Origin of the sequence: Mesorhizobium loti R88b (assembly GCF_013170845.1) — a bacterium.
Lineage (GTDB): Bacteria > Pseudomonadota > Alphaproteobacteria > Rhizobiales > Rhizobiaceae > Mesorhizobium > Mesorhizobium loti_B.
Map to the genome: position 1 here is coordinate 5329391 of NZ_CP033367.1, position 14529 is coordinate 5343919.

The following is a 14529-nucleotide window of genomic DNA, read 5'->3' on the forward strand; positions in this document are numbered from 1 at the left end:
GTCGATAACTGCGTCCTTTGCAAGACGGCCCTCTTTACGCCTTGCGCTCCCAGCGGCGGTCCGGCGTCTGCTGCCAGTAGGTCACGGCATGGCCCGCGTCCTTCATCACCTTCCAGTGTCCTCGGGCCGCCTCGACCTGGGCGGAGTCATGGCCGTCGAACAGGAACACGGCACGCTCGTAGCTGCTGAGCTCAGGCGGCACCGCGCCGTCGACCAAAAACCTTATTTTGGCTTCGTTGGGGTTGCCGTCACCGGTGGTCAACAGGACAGGCTGTTCGCCGGGATAGGCCTCGCGATCGGTCGCATGCGCCAGGAACGAATCATCGCGGAAGGTCCATAGATGCTGGTCGAGCGCGTCGCGTCGTTCCTCGGTGCCGGTCTGCACAACGGCACGCCAGCCACGATCGACGCTGCGCTCAAGCAGGCCGGGCAACGCATCCTCCAGCGTCGATTCGGTCAGGTGGTAGAACAGCACGTCGGCCATGGATCGCGGTCAGCTTTCGTAGTGATCGCGCACCAACCGGTCGAGCAGGCGCACGCCAAAGCCTGAACCCCAGGACTGGTTGATCTCGCTCGATGGCGCGCCCATCGCGGTGCCGGCAATGTCGAGATGCGCCCAGGGCGTATCCTTGACGAAACGCTGCAGGAATTGTGCCGCGATGATGGCACCGCCATAACGGCCGCCGATGTTCTTCATGTCGGCGTTCTTGGAATCGATCAGCTTGTCGTATTCGGCACCAAGCGGCATGCGCCACAACCGTTCCTGCGTCGCCTGCCCCGCCGCCGTCAGCCTTTCCGCCAATTCGTCGTTGTTGGAAAACAGGCCGGCATAGTGCAGGCCGAGCGCGACCATGATGGCGCCGGTCAGCGTCGCCAGATTGACCATGAATTTCGGCTGGAAGCGGTCATTGCAGTACCATAGCGCATCGGCCAGCACGAGGCGCCCTTCGGCGTCGGTGTTGAGCACCTCGATGGTCTGGCCCGACATTGAGGTGACGATGTCGCCGGGGCGCTGCGCGTGGCCGTCGACGGCGTTCTCGACCAGGCCGATGATGCCGACGACATTGGCCTTGGCCTTGCGCGCTGCCAAGGCATGCATGAGGCCGGTCACCGCAGCGGCCCCCCCCATGTCGCCCTTCATGTCCTCCATGCCCGAAGCCGGCTTTATCGAATTGCCGCCGGTGTCGAAGGTCACGCCCTTGCCGACAAAGGCGACAGGGCTGTCCTTGGGCTTGCCGCCGTTCCACTGCATGATCGCCATGCGGGCGCCACGAGGCGAGCCTTGGGCGACCCCGAGCAGCGAGCCCATGCCGAGCTTCTTCATCTCCTTTTCGGTCAGAATCTCGACCTTGACGCCGAGCCCCTCGAGTTCCTTGGCGTAGGCCGCGAACTCGACGGGTCCCAGCACGTTTGCCGGTTCATTGACCAGGTCGCGCGCCAGAATCACACCGTCAACCACCGCCTCGGCCTCAGCGAAAGCCTTCTTGGCGCCGGCCGGATCGGCGGTGTGGATGGTTATCTTGACCGGCTTCTTCGGATCGGCCTTCGCGTCATCCTTGTCCTTCCTGGTCTTGTACTTGTCGAAGGAATAGCCGCGCAGGAGAATGCCCGCCGCCAGGTTGGCGGCATCCTTGCCGTCGGGCGAGGCTCCGACGAGATCGAACACCACGGCGACGTCGGTTGCCTTGCGCAGCGACGCTGCAATGGTACCGCCGAGTTTCAGCCAGGCGTATTCGTCGAGCCCCGACACCTTGCCGGCACCGATCGCGATCAACCTGTCGAGCGACGTTGCTTCCGGCGCCAGAATCTCGACGACACCAGCGAACTTGCCCGTGAACTCTGCCACCGGGAAGGCCCGGTCGAGTGTCTTGCCGGGATCGTAGGCCCTGGCCGCATCGCTCAGGCCACCGTCATCCGCCGACAGCACGAAGACCGTGCCCTTCCTGTTCGCCGCTTGCTGAGGCGCAGCGAATTTTGCAAAGGCGATCGACGGTCTCGGGTTCATCATGTCCTGCTTTCGGGGATTGCGCGATGGTGCGCGACGCGGTTTGAAGCGATCCGCGACATTTGGTCGTTTTCCGGCATTTGGCAAGACTTTGCCAAAATGGCTACCCATATGACACATGGAATCGATGGCGATTCGTCGCGGCACGGCCCCGCTTCATGCCGCAACCTGTTGTTAACCATCGATGTTCGCCTTTTCTTATCCATTCCCTCCGACACTCCGGTTCATTGCGGCACGCGACGTGGGACGGGAACCGGATCGCCTGCCTGATCGAGCCTATCGCAGCCAGTTGTGCGGGCGTCGCCGGACAGCTACCCTTAGCGTGGTGGCATGATGCCGTTCGAGAAAACCGAGTAAAGCCTTCATGAAGGTCGTTGAACGCTACATCATGCGCCGCGCTTTCGTGGTCTTCCTGGCAGCGCTGGTCTGGACGCTTGCCATCGTGTGGACCACGCAGGTGCTGGCCAAGATCGATCTGGTCACCGATAGCGGCCAGTCGTCGCTGACCTTCTTCGAGGTCGCCGCCCTTATTCTTCCCTCGATCATCCCGATCGTCGTGCCTTTCGCGCTGGTGGTGGCGGTCGCCCAGACACTCAGTGTCATGAATTCGGATTCCGAGCTCGCCGTCGTCAACGCGGCGGGCGCATCGCGCTGGACGATCGTGCGGCCAATCATGCTTCTAGCCCTTGCGGCCAGCGTTTTTTCCTTTGCCGTCGACAATGGCATCGACCCTTATGCACGGCAGAAGAACCGCGCTTTGGTGGCCGAGTCGCGCGCCGATCTGTTGTCGCTGATCATCCAGGAAGGTACCTTCCGAAAGATCGAGGAGGGGCTGTTCCTGCAGATCGGCGAGCGGCTTCCCGACAACAGGCTGGGCGGCGTCTTCGTCGCCGATTCGCGCGAGGAAGGCGTCAATCTCGTCTATTACGCCAAGACTGGCAGCGTTGCCGAGCGAAACGGTGAAAAAGTCCTGGTGATGAATGATGGCGTCATCCATCGCAAAACGGTGACCGGAGATCTGTCCGTTATCCGGTTCACCTCCTATGCCTTCGACATGTCCGCCTTCATGTCCGCAGCCAACCAGGTAACGCTGCTGCCGAAGGACCAGACGACTCAATACCTGCTCAATCCGAGTGCCAACGACAAGAATTTTCAGCAAAACCCCCAGGAATACCGCGCCGAGATCGATCAACGGTTTTCGGAATGGACCTATTCCATGGTTTTCGCGCTGATCGCGCTCGCGGTCGCGGGCGATGCGCGCTCGCATCGCGAGGCGCGCATCAATCCCTTGATCACCGCCATCACGATATCGCTGTTCGTGCGCTGGCTGGGTTTCTTTGCCGCGAGCAAGGCCGATGAAGTGCCTTTATACGGCTATATGGTCTATTGCGTGCCCATCGTGGCTGCCGTGGTGGCCATCTGGTTCATCGTCTCGAACCGGACCATGGAGCTCCCGGTGGCCTGGGCGGACTGGATGACGAACCTGGCGAGCCGCGTCGGCGACGGCTGGAACGCGCTCAAGCTACGTTTCTCCAGACGCGGCACTTCAGGTCAGGGGATCGGCTGATGGGCTGGACGCTGGGCCGTTATTTCTTCTTCCGCTACCTGACGATCACGATCTGGTTCTTCCTGGGCCTGCTGGCGCTGGTGTTCCTGATCGATTTCACCGAGCTGTCCGGCCGTACTACCGGCCTGCCCGGCTTCACCTACGGCACGGCGGTGGCCATTTCGGGCCTTCGGATGCCGATGATCATGCTGCAGACGGTGCCGTTTGTCGGCCTGTTCTCGGCAATGGCAACCCTGGTTTCGCTCAACCGCCGTTACGAACTGGTCATCGCGCGCTCGGCGGGCGTTTCCGCCTGGCAATTCCTGCTGCCATGCTGCATCGGGGCTTTGCTTTTCGGCTTTGTGTCGGTGGGGCTCATCAACCCGCTCGCCGCGCACGCCTTCTCCTGGTCCGAGCAGATCGAAACGCAGTTGCGCTCCGGCAAATCAAATACGGTTTCGGCCGATGCCGCCCCCTGGATCCGCCAGAAAACCAGCTCCGGTGACACCATTATCGGCGCTCGGGCGATCCTCAATCAGGGCCTTGAGATGTCCGATGTCGTCTTTTTCATTCTTGACCCGCAAGGCAATATCGTCGAGCGCAAGGACGCTGCCCGCGCCTATCTTCGCGACGGATATTGGGAATTGCAGGATGTAAAGACGTTCCGGAACGGCACCATCACGCCGGCGGCAAGCGATCGTGTGCCGACCTATCTGAAGCCGGAATTCGTGCAAGAGCGGCTGGCGCGCCCGGAAACCATTCCGTTTTACGACCTGCCCGGAAAAATCGAGGTTGCCCGCTCCTTCGGCCTCAAGGCAAATGCCTTTGCCATGCAGTTCGATTCGCTGGTGGCGTTGCCGTTCCTCCTCGTCGCCATGACGCTGATTGCGGCAACAGTTTCAATGCGATTTGCGCGAATGGGGCAGTCGGCAACGATGATTCTGGGTGGCGTCGTTGCCGGGTTTCTGCTTTATGTCGTTTCGGTGCTGGTGAAGGCATTCGGCGTGGCAGGATTCGTGCCGACCGCCATAGCCGCCTGGGTACCGGTCGTGGTAGCTATGTTCTTCGGGGTGACTTTCCTGCTATACAAGGAAGACGGCTAGTGAGGGAGGCGTTTTTGCCCAGCAACAGGCAGGCCGGTTTGGCGCGCCTCTATGCGGCGAGCGCTTTGGCGTGCCTGCTTGCCTGCGGTGTCGCGCTGCCGGCGTTCGCGCAGAAGGTCGGCAACGTGTCGTCCGTTCCGGCTGGCACGCAGATGCTGCTGGCTGCCGATACCCTGGAGTATAACAACGACAACCAGACCGTGACGGCAATCGGTGGCGTGCAGATCGACTATGGCGGCAACCGCCTCGTCGCCCAGAGGGTCGTATACGACCGCGCCACCAAGCGGTTGGTTGCCAGTGGCAAAGTCGAGCTCGTCAACAGCGACGGCACCAAGATCAATTCGGAACATATCGACATCACCGACGATTTTGCCGACGGTTTCGCCAACGCGCTGCGCGTTGAAACCATCGACAAGGCCTATTTCGCCGCCGAAAGCGCCGAGCGCATGGGCGGTGTGCTGACCACCTTCCACAATGGCGTCTACACCGCCTGCGAACCGTGCGAAGACAAGCCCAACAAAGCGCCGACCTGGCGCGTGAAGGCCAGAAAGATCATCTGGAACGGCGAGAAGAAGACGGTTCGCTTCGAGAATGCGAATTTCGAATTCTTCGGCTTTCCGCTCGCCTACCTGCCGGCGTTCGAGATTGCCGACCCGACGGTGAAGCGCAAGAGCGGCTTCCTGATCCCCAGCATCAGCTACAACAGCCATCTGGGATACAGCGTCAGGGTTCCGTATTATTTCGCCCTTTCGCCGACATATGACCTGACGGTGACGGGAAGCGGCTACACCAAGCAGGGTTTCCTTGGAGAGGCCGAGTGGCGCCAGCGCTTCAACAATGGCGAATACACGTTGAAGATCGCCGGGATTCAGCAGCAGAATCCAGACGCCTTCATCGACAGCAACGGCCGCAATGTCGATTCGGGCGCGGCGGGCGATCCAAACAAATTCCGCGGCATGATGGGTACGCAAGGGCAGTTCGCCATCAACGAGCGCTGGAACTTCGGCTGGGACGTACTGCTGCAGACCGACAAGGATTTTTCGAACACCTATAATATCGACAAATACAACGCCTCCGTCCACCAGTCGACAGTTTACCTGACGGGCCTCAATGGCCGAAATTACTTCGACGTGCGCGCCATGCATTTCGACGTTCAAGAAAACACCATCGACAGCACCGCGCGTAGCGGCCAGCAGCCCTGGGTGATGCCTTCGCTCGACTACGCCTACATTCCCGATACGTCGGTGGCCGGCGGGCAGTTGTCGTTCAATGTCAACACGCGGGTCATCCGCCGCGATGATCTCGATGACGGCTCGACTACACCTACGGTGCGCGTGCCCGGCATCGAGGGCGAATCCGGGCGCCTCACCGCCGAGTCCGAATGGAAAAGGACATTCGTCACCGATGACGGGCTGGTGGTGACACCATTGCTGGCGCTGCAGGGTGACGTCGACTACCTCAACGCATCATCTGGTTCGCTCGCCGCCATCAACCAGATGGCGACGAATTTGGGCCAACAGGACGACATGCGCTCATCGTTTGCCCGTTACATGGCAACCGCCGGGCTTGAGATGAGCTGGCCGCTGCTGTTTTCCTTGGCTAGCGGGTCCAGCCATGTCATCGAGCCGATGGCGCAGGTGTTCATGCGTCCGAACGAACAATATGTCGGTGGCCTCGCTATTCCCAACGAAGACGCCCAGAGCATGGTGTTCGACGCGACCACTCTGTTCGAACGCGACAAATTCTCCGGTTATGACCGCATCGAAGGTGGCTCGCGCGCCAATGTCGGCTTCCGCTATTCTGGCTCCTACATCAACGGCTGGGGCACCAATGCCATTTTCGGCCAGTCCTATCAGATAGGCGGAGAGAACTCCTTCGCCGCGCCGGATCTGGTCAATGTCGGCGCTTATTCGGGCCTAGAAACCAGCAAGTCTGACTATGTCGGCCTGTTTGGCATCAACAGCCCGAACGGCTTCGCGGCCTCGGTCAGCGGCCGCTTCGACGAGCAGACCTTCGAGGTTCGCCGCGCCGAGGTGAAAGCCGCCTATTCAGGCCTGCCGGTGTCGCTGAGCGCCAAATACGCCTTCATCCAGGCCCAGCCGCTCTACGGTTTCACCACCGACCGTCACGAGGTCACGCTTGGTGCATCGACGCATCTTGCCGAGAACTGGCGCGTGTTCGGGACAGGAACCTACGATCTGCAGCAAAGCCTGCTGGTCAAGGATGGGGTCGGCTTCGCCTACAACGATTCCTGCTTCACCTACCTGATGACGTACTCGCAGTCGCGTGACCTGACCACGAGGGAAGTGACGCAGAGCATCGGCTTCAACCTGTCGTTCCGCACCCTTGGCGACTTCGGCTCGTCGACCAGCGCAGTCGACACCATCCAATAGCGACATGGTTTCGCCGCATAGGGCTGGCACGGATTCGCGCACCCGGAAGGGATTGAATTGGGCGGAACCGGGATAGAATTGGGATGCTAACGATGAGGAAATATCTCTTTTCAGCAGGATTTGCGCTGCTTGTTGCCGCGACATCGGTGTCGATGACCGTCATGACGCCGCCGGCTTTCGCCAGCGAGATCAAGTACGTCGTCAACGACATACCAATCACGTCAGGCGATATCGCGCACCGTGCCGCCTTCCTGAAGCTGCAGCACAAGAAGGGCGATGCGGGCCAGGAAATGATCGACCAGACGCTGCGGCTGGCCGAGGCCAGGCGGCTTGGCATCCGCATCAGCGACGCTCAGGTCGAGGCCGCCTATCAGCGCTTCGCCTCGGGCAACAAAATGCAGCTCAGCCAGCTTGACGGCGTCATGGAAAAATCCGGCGTCGGCAAGGACCATTTCAAGGAGTTCATCCGCGCCCAGATGGCCTGGAACCAGGCCTTGAGCGCGCGTTACCGTTCGGGCGAAGGCGGCAGCGTGACCGAGGAGGACGCCGTCAGGCGCATGCTCGACAAGGGCGGAGCCAAGCCGAGCGCCACCGAGTACATGCTGCAGCAGGTCATCTTCGTTGTGCCCGCCGCCGAACGCAGCGCCACGCTGGCCAAGCGCAAGCGCGAGGCTGACGCCATGCGCGCCCGCTTCAACGGCTGCACCACGACGCGCGAGTTCGCCAAGGGCCTGATCGACGTCACCGTTCGCGATCTGGGCCGGGTTCTGGCGCCGCAATTGCCGCCGGACTGGGCCGAGCAGATCAAGGCCACCAAGGTCGGCGGCGCTACCGTGACCCGCGAGACCGAGCGTGGCGTCGAGTTTATCGGCATCTGCTCATCGCGCGAAGTCTCGGACGACAAGACGGCGCAGATGGTGTTCCAGAGCGAAGGCTCCGGCGACAAGGATGCCGACGCACTCAGCAAGAAATATGTCGACGAGTTGAAGGCGAAAGCCCGCATCGTCAAGCGCTGACGTGAGCAGCGCGATGACCGCGCTGGCGCTGAGCGTCGGCGATCCCTCCGGCATCGGCCCCGAAATCGCCATTGCCGCCTTTCTGGCGCGCAAGGCTGCCGGCTTGCCCGCCTTTTATCTGCTGGCCGATCCGGCGCTGATCGCGTCGCGGGCAAAGCACATCGGCGTGTCGGTGCCGATCGTCGAAACGACGCCGGCGCAAGCAACGCAAGTGTTTGCCCGCGCCCTGCCGATCGTTTCGTTGACGGCCAAAAGCATCGACAGTCCCGGACGGCCCGATCCGGCCAATGCGGCCGGCACCATCGAAGCGATCGACCGCGCCGTCGCCGCTTGCCTTGCCGGCGACGCCGCGGCCGTGGTCACCTGCCCCATCGCCAAGAAGCCGCTCTATGACGCCGGCTTCCGCTTTCCCGGCCACACGGAGTATCTGGCGCATCTGGCGGCCCGACACAGCGGCGTCGAGGTGATGCCGGTCATGATGCTCGCCGGCCCCGACCTGCGCACAATTCCCGTCACCATCCACATCGCCCTAGCCGAGGTGCCGAAGCTTCTGACCACCGAGTTGATCGTTACGACCGCCCGCATCACCGCCGCCGATCTCGCCAGCCGCTTCGGCATCGCCAGGCCAAGGCTGGCCATAGCCGGCCTCAACCCGCATGCGGGCGAAGGCGGTTCCATGGGCCTGGAGGACGAGCGTATCGTGCGCCCTGCAGTTGAGATCCTGCGCGCCGAAGGCATCGATGCCTTCGGGCCGCTGCCGGCCGACACGCTGTTTCACGTCCGGGCGCGGGCAGGCTACGACGCGGCGCTGTGCATGTATCATGACCAGGCGTTGATCCCGGCAAAGGCGCTGGCTTTCGACGAGGCTGTCAACGTCACGCTCGGCCTGCCCTTCATCCGCACCTCGCCAGACCACGGCACCGCCTTCGACATCGCCGGCAAGGGCATTGCGCGGCCCGACAGCCTGATCGCCGCGCTGAAGCTTGCCAGGAGGCTCGCCGACACCGACGGAAAGGCTGTGGCCGCATGAGCTTTTCGGCTTCAGGTCTTCGAGCATGAGCATCGACGGGCTGCCGCCGCTGCGCGACGTCATCGAGCGCCATGGTCTGCAGGCGAAAAAGGCGCTTGGCCAGAATTTTCTGCTCGACCTCAATTTGACCGGCAAGATCGCACGCAGCGCCGGCGATCTGACAAACACTGCGGTGATCGAGGTTGGACCGGGGCCTGGAGGACTGACAAGGGCGCTGCTTTCCAACGGCGCGCGCCGGGTCGTTGCCGTAGAGCGCGATGAACGCTGCCTGGCAGCCCTTGCCGAGGTCTCCGCTCATTACCCCGGCCGCCTGGAGGTGATTTCGGGCGACGCGCTGAAGACCGACTTCGCCGCTCTTGCCTCCGCGGCTGCCGCAGACGACGGTCCGGTGCGGATCGTGGCCAATCTGCCCTACAATATCGGCACGGAACTGCTCGTGCGCTGGCTGACGGTCGTGGACTGGCCGCCCTTCTACGCCTCGATGACGCTGATGTTCCAGCGTGAAGTGGCGCAGCGCATCGTCGCCGCGCCCGGCAGCGATGCCTATGGCAGGCTTGGCGTGCTGGCCGGCTGGCGCACGCAGGCCAGGATCGCTTTCGACGTGCCGGCCCAGGCCTTCACACCACCGCCCAAGGTCACCTCTTCGGTGGTGCATCTGGAGCCGCGCACGACGCCCCTGCCCACTGACGTCAGGAAACTCGGTCGTGTCACCGAAGCCGCCTTCGGCCAACGCCGGAAGATGCTGCGGCAGAGTGTGAAAAGCCTTGGCGGTGAGGCCTTGCTCGAGCGCGCGGGCATCGATCCGACCCGCCGCGCCGAAACGCTCAGCGTCGAGGAATTCGTGAGGTTGACGAACGCGGTATGAAGCGCCGCTTCTTCCTTCTCCCCTTGCGGGAGAAGGTGGCCTCGCGAAGCGAGGTCGGATGAGGGGTGCTCCAGAAAGCACCAACGCCTCACTCCGCTGGAACACCCCTCAACCGTCTCGGCGCTGCGCGCCGATCCACCTTCTCCCACAGGGGAAGAAGGAAAAAGAGAGACCTCACTCCGTCCTCTCGTCCAACAGTCCAGAGACAAAATCGAACAGACCGGGTCGGCGGTCCCGCCGCAACCTTTCGGCGACAACGATGCCGCGCACCTCGGCGAAGGCGCGGTCGAGATCGTCATTGACGATGACGAAATCATATTCCTTCCAGTGCTCGATCTCGTTGCGGGCGTTCTTCAGCCGCGTCTCGATCACCGCTTCCTGGTCCTCGGCGCGGCGCTTCAGCCGCGCCTTCAATTCCTTCATCGACGGCGGCAGGATGAAGATCGAGACAATGTCGGCGCGCATCTTCTCCTTCAGTTGCTGCGCGCCTTGCCAGTCGATGTCGAACAGCATGTCGCGGCCCTGCGCCAGCGCCAGTTCGGCGGGTTCGCGCGGTGTCGCATAGCAATTGCCGTGCACCTCCGCCCATTCAAGCAGCGCGTCGGAATCGCGCAGCCGCTCGAACTCGCGCATGGTGCGGAAATGGTAGTGAACGCCTTCAATCTCCGAGCCGCGGCGCGGTCTGGTGGTGACCGAGACCGACAGTTCGAGGCTGGAATCGCTTTCCAGGAGGTTGCGCGCGATCGTCGACTTGCCGGCGCCTGACGGCGACGACAGGACGAGCATCAGCCCCCGGCGGCGAATGCGGGACCCCAAATCCCTCAGAACCATTGGTTCCTTGGCAACCATCGGCTACTCCAGATTCTGGACCTGTTCACGAAACTGGTCGACCACCGCCTTCAGCTCCAGCCCGATCGCGGTAACGGCTGCGGCATTCGACTTCGAGCACAACGTATTCGATTCGCGGTTAAATTCCTGTGCCAGAAAATCGAGCTTGCGACCGACGGCGCCGCCGTCCTTGAGCAGGGTTCGGCCGGACGCGACATGTGTCTTCAACCGGTCGATCTCTTCGCGAATGTCGGCCTTGGTGGCAAGGAAGGCCGCTTCCATATGCAGCCGGCTCGGGTCCAGATTGGCGGACGCATCCATCAGCAGCCTGACTTGCTCGGCAATGCGCTCACGGATCGCCGCCGGATCGCGTGACGGGTCCGCCTCGGCGCGCAGCGTCAATGCCTCGATGGCGTCGATCTGGCCCGACAGCAGCAGAGCCAATGCAGCACCCTCGCTCTGCCGTGCCTGTTCCAGCCCTTTCAGCGCCACGTCGAGCGCAGCCATGATGGCGATGTCGAGCGCAGCGCGCGCCTCTTCGGTTTCGACGGTTTCAGGAATGTCGAGCACGCCACGCAGGGACAGCAGGCCATCGGCCGTCGCGGGCGCTACGCCGAACTGCTCCTGCAGCCGCTTGGCAAGGCCAGCAAGGTCTTTCAGGAACGCCTCGTTGACGACAGGCTGCGCCTGCGCGCCGGCGGCGCGGCCGATGGTCAGCGTCGCCTGGAAATTGCCGCGGGCGAAACGCTTCTGCAGCGTTTGCCTGACAGCTGGCTCCAGCCGCTCGAAACCTTGCGGCAGGCGCAGCCGCACCTCAACGCTCTTGCCGTTGACGGACTTGACCTCCCAGGCGATCGAGGTGCCGTCATGCTCAGCGACGGCGCGTGCAAACCCGGTCATGCTCTGCAAATTCATGTAGCCTGCACCCCCTGGCGCATCACCCCGAAACCAGTCTTCCGGACAGGGGCAAGTGCTGCTTAAAAATAACCGCGCCGCGGATGCGTCGAAATCAGACGCGCGACGTCCTTTCAAATGTCAGGCTGTCGCCCTGCGGGCAACGCCTTTCTTTGTCTTACTGGGCATCGCCGCCGGCGTCGCCGCTGTCGCCACCGCTGCTATCGCTATCGCTGTTGTCGGCAGGCTTGGTGTCGGCGGGCTTGTCGTCGGCAGGCTTGTCGGCATTGGTGCCAGCGGCAGCGGCGGCCTTGGCCGCGTCATCGGCCTGCTTCTTCTGCAATGCACGATAACGGGCGACGTTCTCATTGTGCTCATCCAGCGTCGCGGCAAAGACGTGACCGCCCGTGCCGTCGGCGACGAAATAGAGGTCGTCGGTCTTGGATGGATTGGCCACGGCCTCAAGTGCTGCACGGCCCGGATTGGCGATGGGCGTCGGCGGCAGGCCGCTGATCACATAGGTGTTGTAGGGCGTCTGCTTCTGGATGTCCGACTGGTAGATCGGGCGATCCGCGGGCTTTCCCTTGCCGCCGAACAGACCATAGATGATGGTCGGATCGGATTGCAGCCGCATGCCCTTGGCCAAGCGGTTGATGAAGACAGCGGCGACGCGCGAGCGCTCGTCACCCCTGCCGGTTTCCTTCTCGACGATCGAAGCCAGGGTGACAAAGTCATCGACGCTGGCCAGCGGCAGGTCCGGCGCACGCCGTTGCCATACCTCATCGACCAGCTTCTTCTGGTCGGCCACCAGCTTGTCGATCATCTGCTGGCGCGTCGCGCCACGCGTGAAGCGCAACGTGTCGGTGGCAAGGCTGCCCTCGGGCGGCGTTGTCTTTGGCATGTCGCCACTCAAGGCGGGTTCGTCGGCGATGCGCTGCAGCGCCTGCTCGACCGTCAGCCCTTCGGGAATGGTCAGTGAGTACATCACCGACTTGCCGCTCTTCAAAAGCTCCATGATGTCGCGCATGGAAGCCTTGGGCTTGATCTCGTATTCACCGGCCTTGAGCGCGGAATCGTTGCCGAAGGCACGCACGCCAAGGCGGAATACGCGAGCGTCGCTGATCAAGCCACGGCGCTCAAGCTGGTCGGCGATATCCGCAACGCCGGTGTTCGGCTTGATCAGGAAGGTGTCGCCATTGGCCGAGGGGCCTGGCTCGGTGAACTCCTGCTTGCCAAGATAGACTGCGACGCCCGCCGCCAGAACCATCAGCATCACCGAGGTGATGACGAAGTTCATGAACACAACCACCTGGCTGCGCGAAGCGCGCGAGCGCTTCGGCGGCGGAGTACCGGCTTCCGGGCGCAAGGCCTCGCTCGCCGTTTTCGGCACAATCGGCCCGGTGTTCGCCGGCCGTTGCCCGATTTCTCCGTTGCCCGCCGGATTTGTGTTCATTTCGCCCTACCGTTTGATCGCCCAACGAATCCCCTGCGGCAGAGTAGGGGCGAATATGGCAAAATTGACGGCAGGCCAAAGCATCGCCCGGCAGCCGGGCGATCAGCCATTGTAGCGTTGGAACACAAGCGAAGCGTTGGTACCGCCAAAGCCAAAGGAATTGGACAGCGCCACGTCGATCTGGCGAGCGCGGGGCTTGTTCGGCACCAGGTCGATCGCGGTTTCGCGCTCCGGGTTGTCGAGGTTGATGGTCGCCGGCGCGACATTGTCCCTGATCGCAAGGATCGAGAAGATCGCTTCGGCGGCACCCGCCGCGCCAAGAAGATGGCCGATCGACGACTTGGTCGACGACATCGAAATCTTCGACGCAGCATTGCCGACAAGCCGCTCGACGGCGCCGAGTTCAATGGTGTCGGCCATGGTCGAAGTGCCATGGGCGTTGATGTAATCGACATCGGCAGGCGTAAGCTTCGCCCGGTTCAACGCCGCCGTCATGCAGCGGAAGGCGCCATCGCCGTCCTCCGCGGGGGCCGTAATATGATGGGCATCGCCAGTGAGACCATAACCGGTCACCTCGGCATAAATCTTTGCACCGCGCGCCTTGGCGTGCTCCAATTCCTCAAGCACCACAACACCGGCACCCTCGCCCATGACGAAGCCGTCGCGATCGCGGTCGTATGGGCGTGACGCCGTCTCTGGCGTGTCATTGCGATCGGTCGACAATGCCCGACATGCGGCAAAGCCGGCGATCGACAGCCGTGTCACCGGCGCTTCGGCGCCGCCGGCAACCATGACATCGGCATCGCCCCACATGATCAGCCGGGCAGCATCGCCAATGGCGTGCGCGCCGGTCGAACAGGCTGTGACGACGGCGTGGTTCGGGCCTTTCAGCCCGTGCCGGATCGAAACCTGGCCGGAGACGAGATTGATGATCTGGCCTGGGATGAAGAAGGGGCTGATGCGGCGCGGCCCGCGCTCCTTGAGGATCATCGCGTTCTCGGCGATGCCTTCGATGCCGCCAATGCCGGAACCGATGAGCACGCCGGTAGCGCATTGTTCTTCGTGGGTCTTGGGTTCCCAGCCGGAATCCTTCAGCGCCTCATCGGCGGCGGCAATCCCGTAAAGGATGAAGTCGCCGATCTTGCGCAGTTCCTTCGGCTCGAGCACGGCCTCGGGATTGAAAGTGGCATTGCTGCCATCGCCACGCGGAACGACGTGGGCGATCTTGCAGGCAAGATCCTCCACCTCGAACTCGGTGATGCGCTTGGCGGCGCTGCGGCCGGTCAGAAGTTCCTTCCAGCTGTGCTCGAAGCCCATGCCGAATGGCGACAACAACCCAAGGCCCGTGACAACGACACGCCTCATCGCAGGTCCTCCCCGGTGATGACTGCGGAAA

At 62.6% G+C, this 14529-nt stretch carries 13 protein-coding genes; 7 read left to right on the plus strand and 6 right to left on the minus strand.

The features are described from left to right. Nucleotides 1-34: 34 nt before the first annotated feature. Entirely contained in the window at nucleotides 35-484 is a 450-nt protein-coding gene (locus EB235_RS26190; protein ID WP_027034497.1) for a DNA polymerase III subunit chi, read from the minus strand. 9 nt (nucleotides 485-493) lie between these two features. Then, nucleotides 494-2005 (minus strand): leucyl aminopeptidase, encoded by a 1512-nt coding sequence (locus EB235_RS26195; RefSeq protein WP_027034496.1) that lies wholly within the window; start codon nucleotides 2003-2005, stop codon nucleotides 494-496. Nucleotides 2006-2369: 364 nt separating this feature from the next. Here EB235_RS26195 and lptF point away from each other — a divergent pair, with 364 nt between their 5' ends. The 6 genes from lptF to rsmA all read left to right on the plus strand — a co-directional run bounded on the left by lptF (nucleotide 2370) and on the right by rsmA (nucleotide 9958). Continuing rightward, nucleotides 2370-3572, plus strand: coding sequence for an LPS export ABC transporter permease LptF (gene lptF / locus EB235_RS26200; RefSeq protein ID WP_027034495.1), 1203 nt, complete (start codon nucleotides 2370-2372; stop codon nucleotides 3570-3572). Further along, entirely contained in the window at nucleotides 3569-4654 is a 1086-nt protein-coding gene (gene lptG, locus EB235_RS26205; protein ID WP_027034494.1) for an LPS export ABC transporter permease LptG, read from the plus strand. The genes lptF and lptG overlap by 4 nt, the downstream gene beginning before the upstream one ends. Continuing rightward, the gene (locus EB235_RS26210; protein WP_027034493.1) at nucleotides 4654-7047 is read left to right on the plus strand and encodes an LPS-assembly protein LptD; all 2394 of its coding nucleotides are present in this window, start codon (nucleotides 4654-4656) and stop codon (nucleotides 7045-7047) included. The genes lptG and EB235_RS26210 overlap by 1 nt, the downstream gene beginning before the upstream one ends. 83 nt (nucleotides 7048-7130) lie before the next feature. Beyond that, a complete protein-coding gene (locus EB235_RS26215; RefSeq protein ID WP_027034492.1) occupies nucleotides 7131-8063 on the plus strand; it encodes a peptidylprolyl isomerase in 933 nt (310 codons plus the stop codon). A 13-nt stretch (nucleotides 8064-8076) separates the two neighbouring features. Then, nucleotides 8077-9093 carry a 4-hydroxythreonine-4-phosphate dehydrogenase PdxA gene (pdxA, locus tag EB235_RS26220; RefSeq protein WP_171878154.1) on the plus strand — a complete coding sequence of 339 codons (1017 nt, stop codon included), beginning with the start codon at nucleotides 8077-8079 and terminating at the stop codon, nucleotides 9091-9093. Nucleotides 9094-9118: 25 nt separating this feature from the next. Beyond that, the gene (gene rsmA / locus EB235_RS26225; protein ID WP_027034490.1) at nucleotides 9119-9958 is read left to right on the plus strand and encodes a 16S rRNA (adenine(1518)-N(6)/adenine(1519)-N(6))-dimethyltransferase RsmA; all 840 of its coding nucleotides are present in this window, start codon (nucleotides 9119-9121) and stop codon (nucleotides 9956-9958) included. 174 nt (nucleotides 9959-10132) lie between these two features. On the opposite strand, the gene gmk is transcribed toward rsmA, so the two are convergent. From gmk to mltG, 3 genes are all read right to left on the minus strand, one after another. Beyond that, a complete protein-coding gene (gene gmk, locus EB235_RS26230) occupies nucleotides 10133-10789 on the minus strand; it encodes a guanylate kinase (protein ID WP_051429898.1) in 657 nt (218 codons plus the stop codon). 21 nt (nucleotides 10790-10810) lie between these two features. Then, the gene (locus EB235_RS26235; RefSeq protein WP_027034488.1) at nucleotides 10811-11701 is read right to left on the minus strand and encodes a YicC/YloC family endoribonuclease; all 891 of its coding nucleotides are present in this window, start codon (nucleotides 11699-11701) and stop codon (nucleotides 10811-10813) included. 157 nt (nucleotides 11702-11858) lie between these two features. Next, on the minus strand, nucleotides 11859-12977 hold the full coding sequence (gene mltG, locus EB235_RS26240) for an endolytic transglycosylase MltG (RefSeq protein WP_245268935.1): 1119 nt from the start codon (nucleotides 12975-12977) through the stop codon (nucleotides 11859-11861). Here mltG and EB235_RS34870 point away from each other — a divergent pair. Further along, the gene (locus tag EB235_RS34870) at nucleotides 12976-13248 is read left to right on the plus strand and encodes a hypothetical protein (RefSeq protein ID WP_245268934.1); all 273 of its coding nucleotides are present in this window, start codon (nucleotides 12976-12978) and stop codon (nucleotides 13246-13248) included. The genes mltG and EB235_RS34870 overlap by 2 nt on opposite strands. Here EB235_RS34870 and fabF read toward each other — a convergent pair. After that, nucleotides 13236-14498, minus strand: coding sequence for a beta-ketoacyl-ACP synthase II (gene fabF / locus EB235_RS26245; RefSeq protein WP_027034486.1), 1263 nt, complete (start codon nucleotides 14496-14498; stop codon nucleotides 13236-13238). The two genes, EB235_RS34870 and fabF, sit on opposite strands and share 13 nt — an antisense overlap. Nucleotides 14499-14529 lie beyond the last annotated feature (31 nt).

What these genes read in the sequence shown, in the direction of transcription:
- EB235_RS26190 (WP_027034497.1), bottom strand. Translation starts at nt 484, where the DNA reads ATGGCCGACGTGCTGTTCTACCACCTGACCGAATCGACGCTGGAGGAT.
- EB235_RS26195 (WP_027034496.1), bottom strand. Translation starts at nt 2,005, where the DNA reads ATGAACCCGAGACCGTCGATCGCCTTTGCAAAATTCGCTGCGCCTCAG.
- lptF (WP_027034495.1), top strand. Translation starts at nt 2,370, where the DNA reads ATGAAGGTCGTTGAACGCTACATCATGCGCCGCGCTTTCGTGGTCTTC.
- EB235_RS26215 (WP_027034492.1), top strand. Translation starts at nt 7,131, where the DNA reads ATGCTAACGATGAGGAAATATCTCTTTTCAGCAGGATTTGCGCTGCTT.
- pdxA (WP_171878154.1), top strand. Translation starts at nt 8,077, where the DNA reads ATGACCGCGCTGGCGCTGAGCGTCGGCGATCCCTCCGGCATCGGCCCC.
- rsmA (WP_027034490.1), top strand. Translation starts at nt 9,119, where the DNA reads ATGAGCATCGACGGGCTGCCGCCGCTGCGCGACGTCATCGAGCGCCAT.
- gmk (WP_051429898.1), bottom strand. Translation starts at nt 10,789, where the DNA reads ATGGTTCTGAGGGATTTGGGGTCCCGCATTCGCCGCCGGGGGCTGATG.
- EB235_RS26235 (WP_027034488.1), bottom strand. Translation starts at nt 11,701, where the DNA reads ATGAATTTGCAGAGCATGACCGGGTTTGCACGCGCCGTCGCTGAGCAT.
- EB235_RS34870 (WP_245268934.1), top strand. Translation starts at nt 12,976, where the DNA reads ATGAACACAACCACCTGGCTGCGCGAAGCGCGCGAGCGCTTCGGCGGC.
- mltG (WP_245268935.1), bottom strand. Translation starts at nt 12,977, where the DNA reads ATGAACTTCGTCATCACCTCGGTGATGCTGATGGTTCTGGCGGCGGGC.
- fabF (WP_027034486.1), bottom strand. Translation starts at nt 14,498, where the DNA reads ATGAGGCGTGTCGTTGTCACGGGCCTTGGGTTGTTGTCGCCATTCGGC.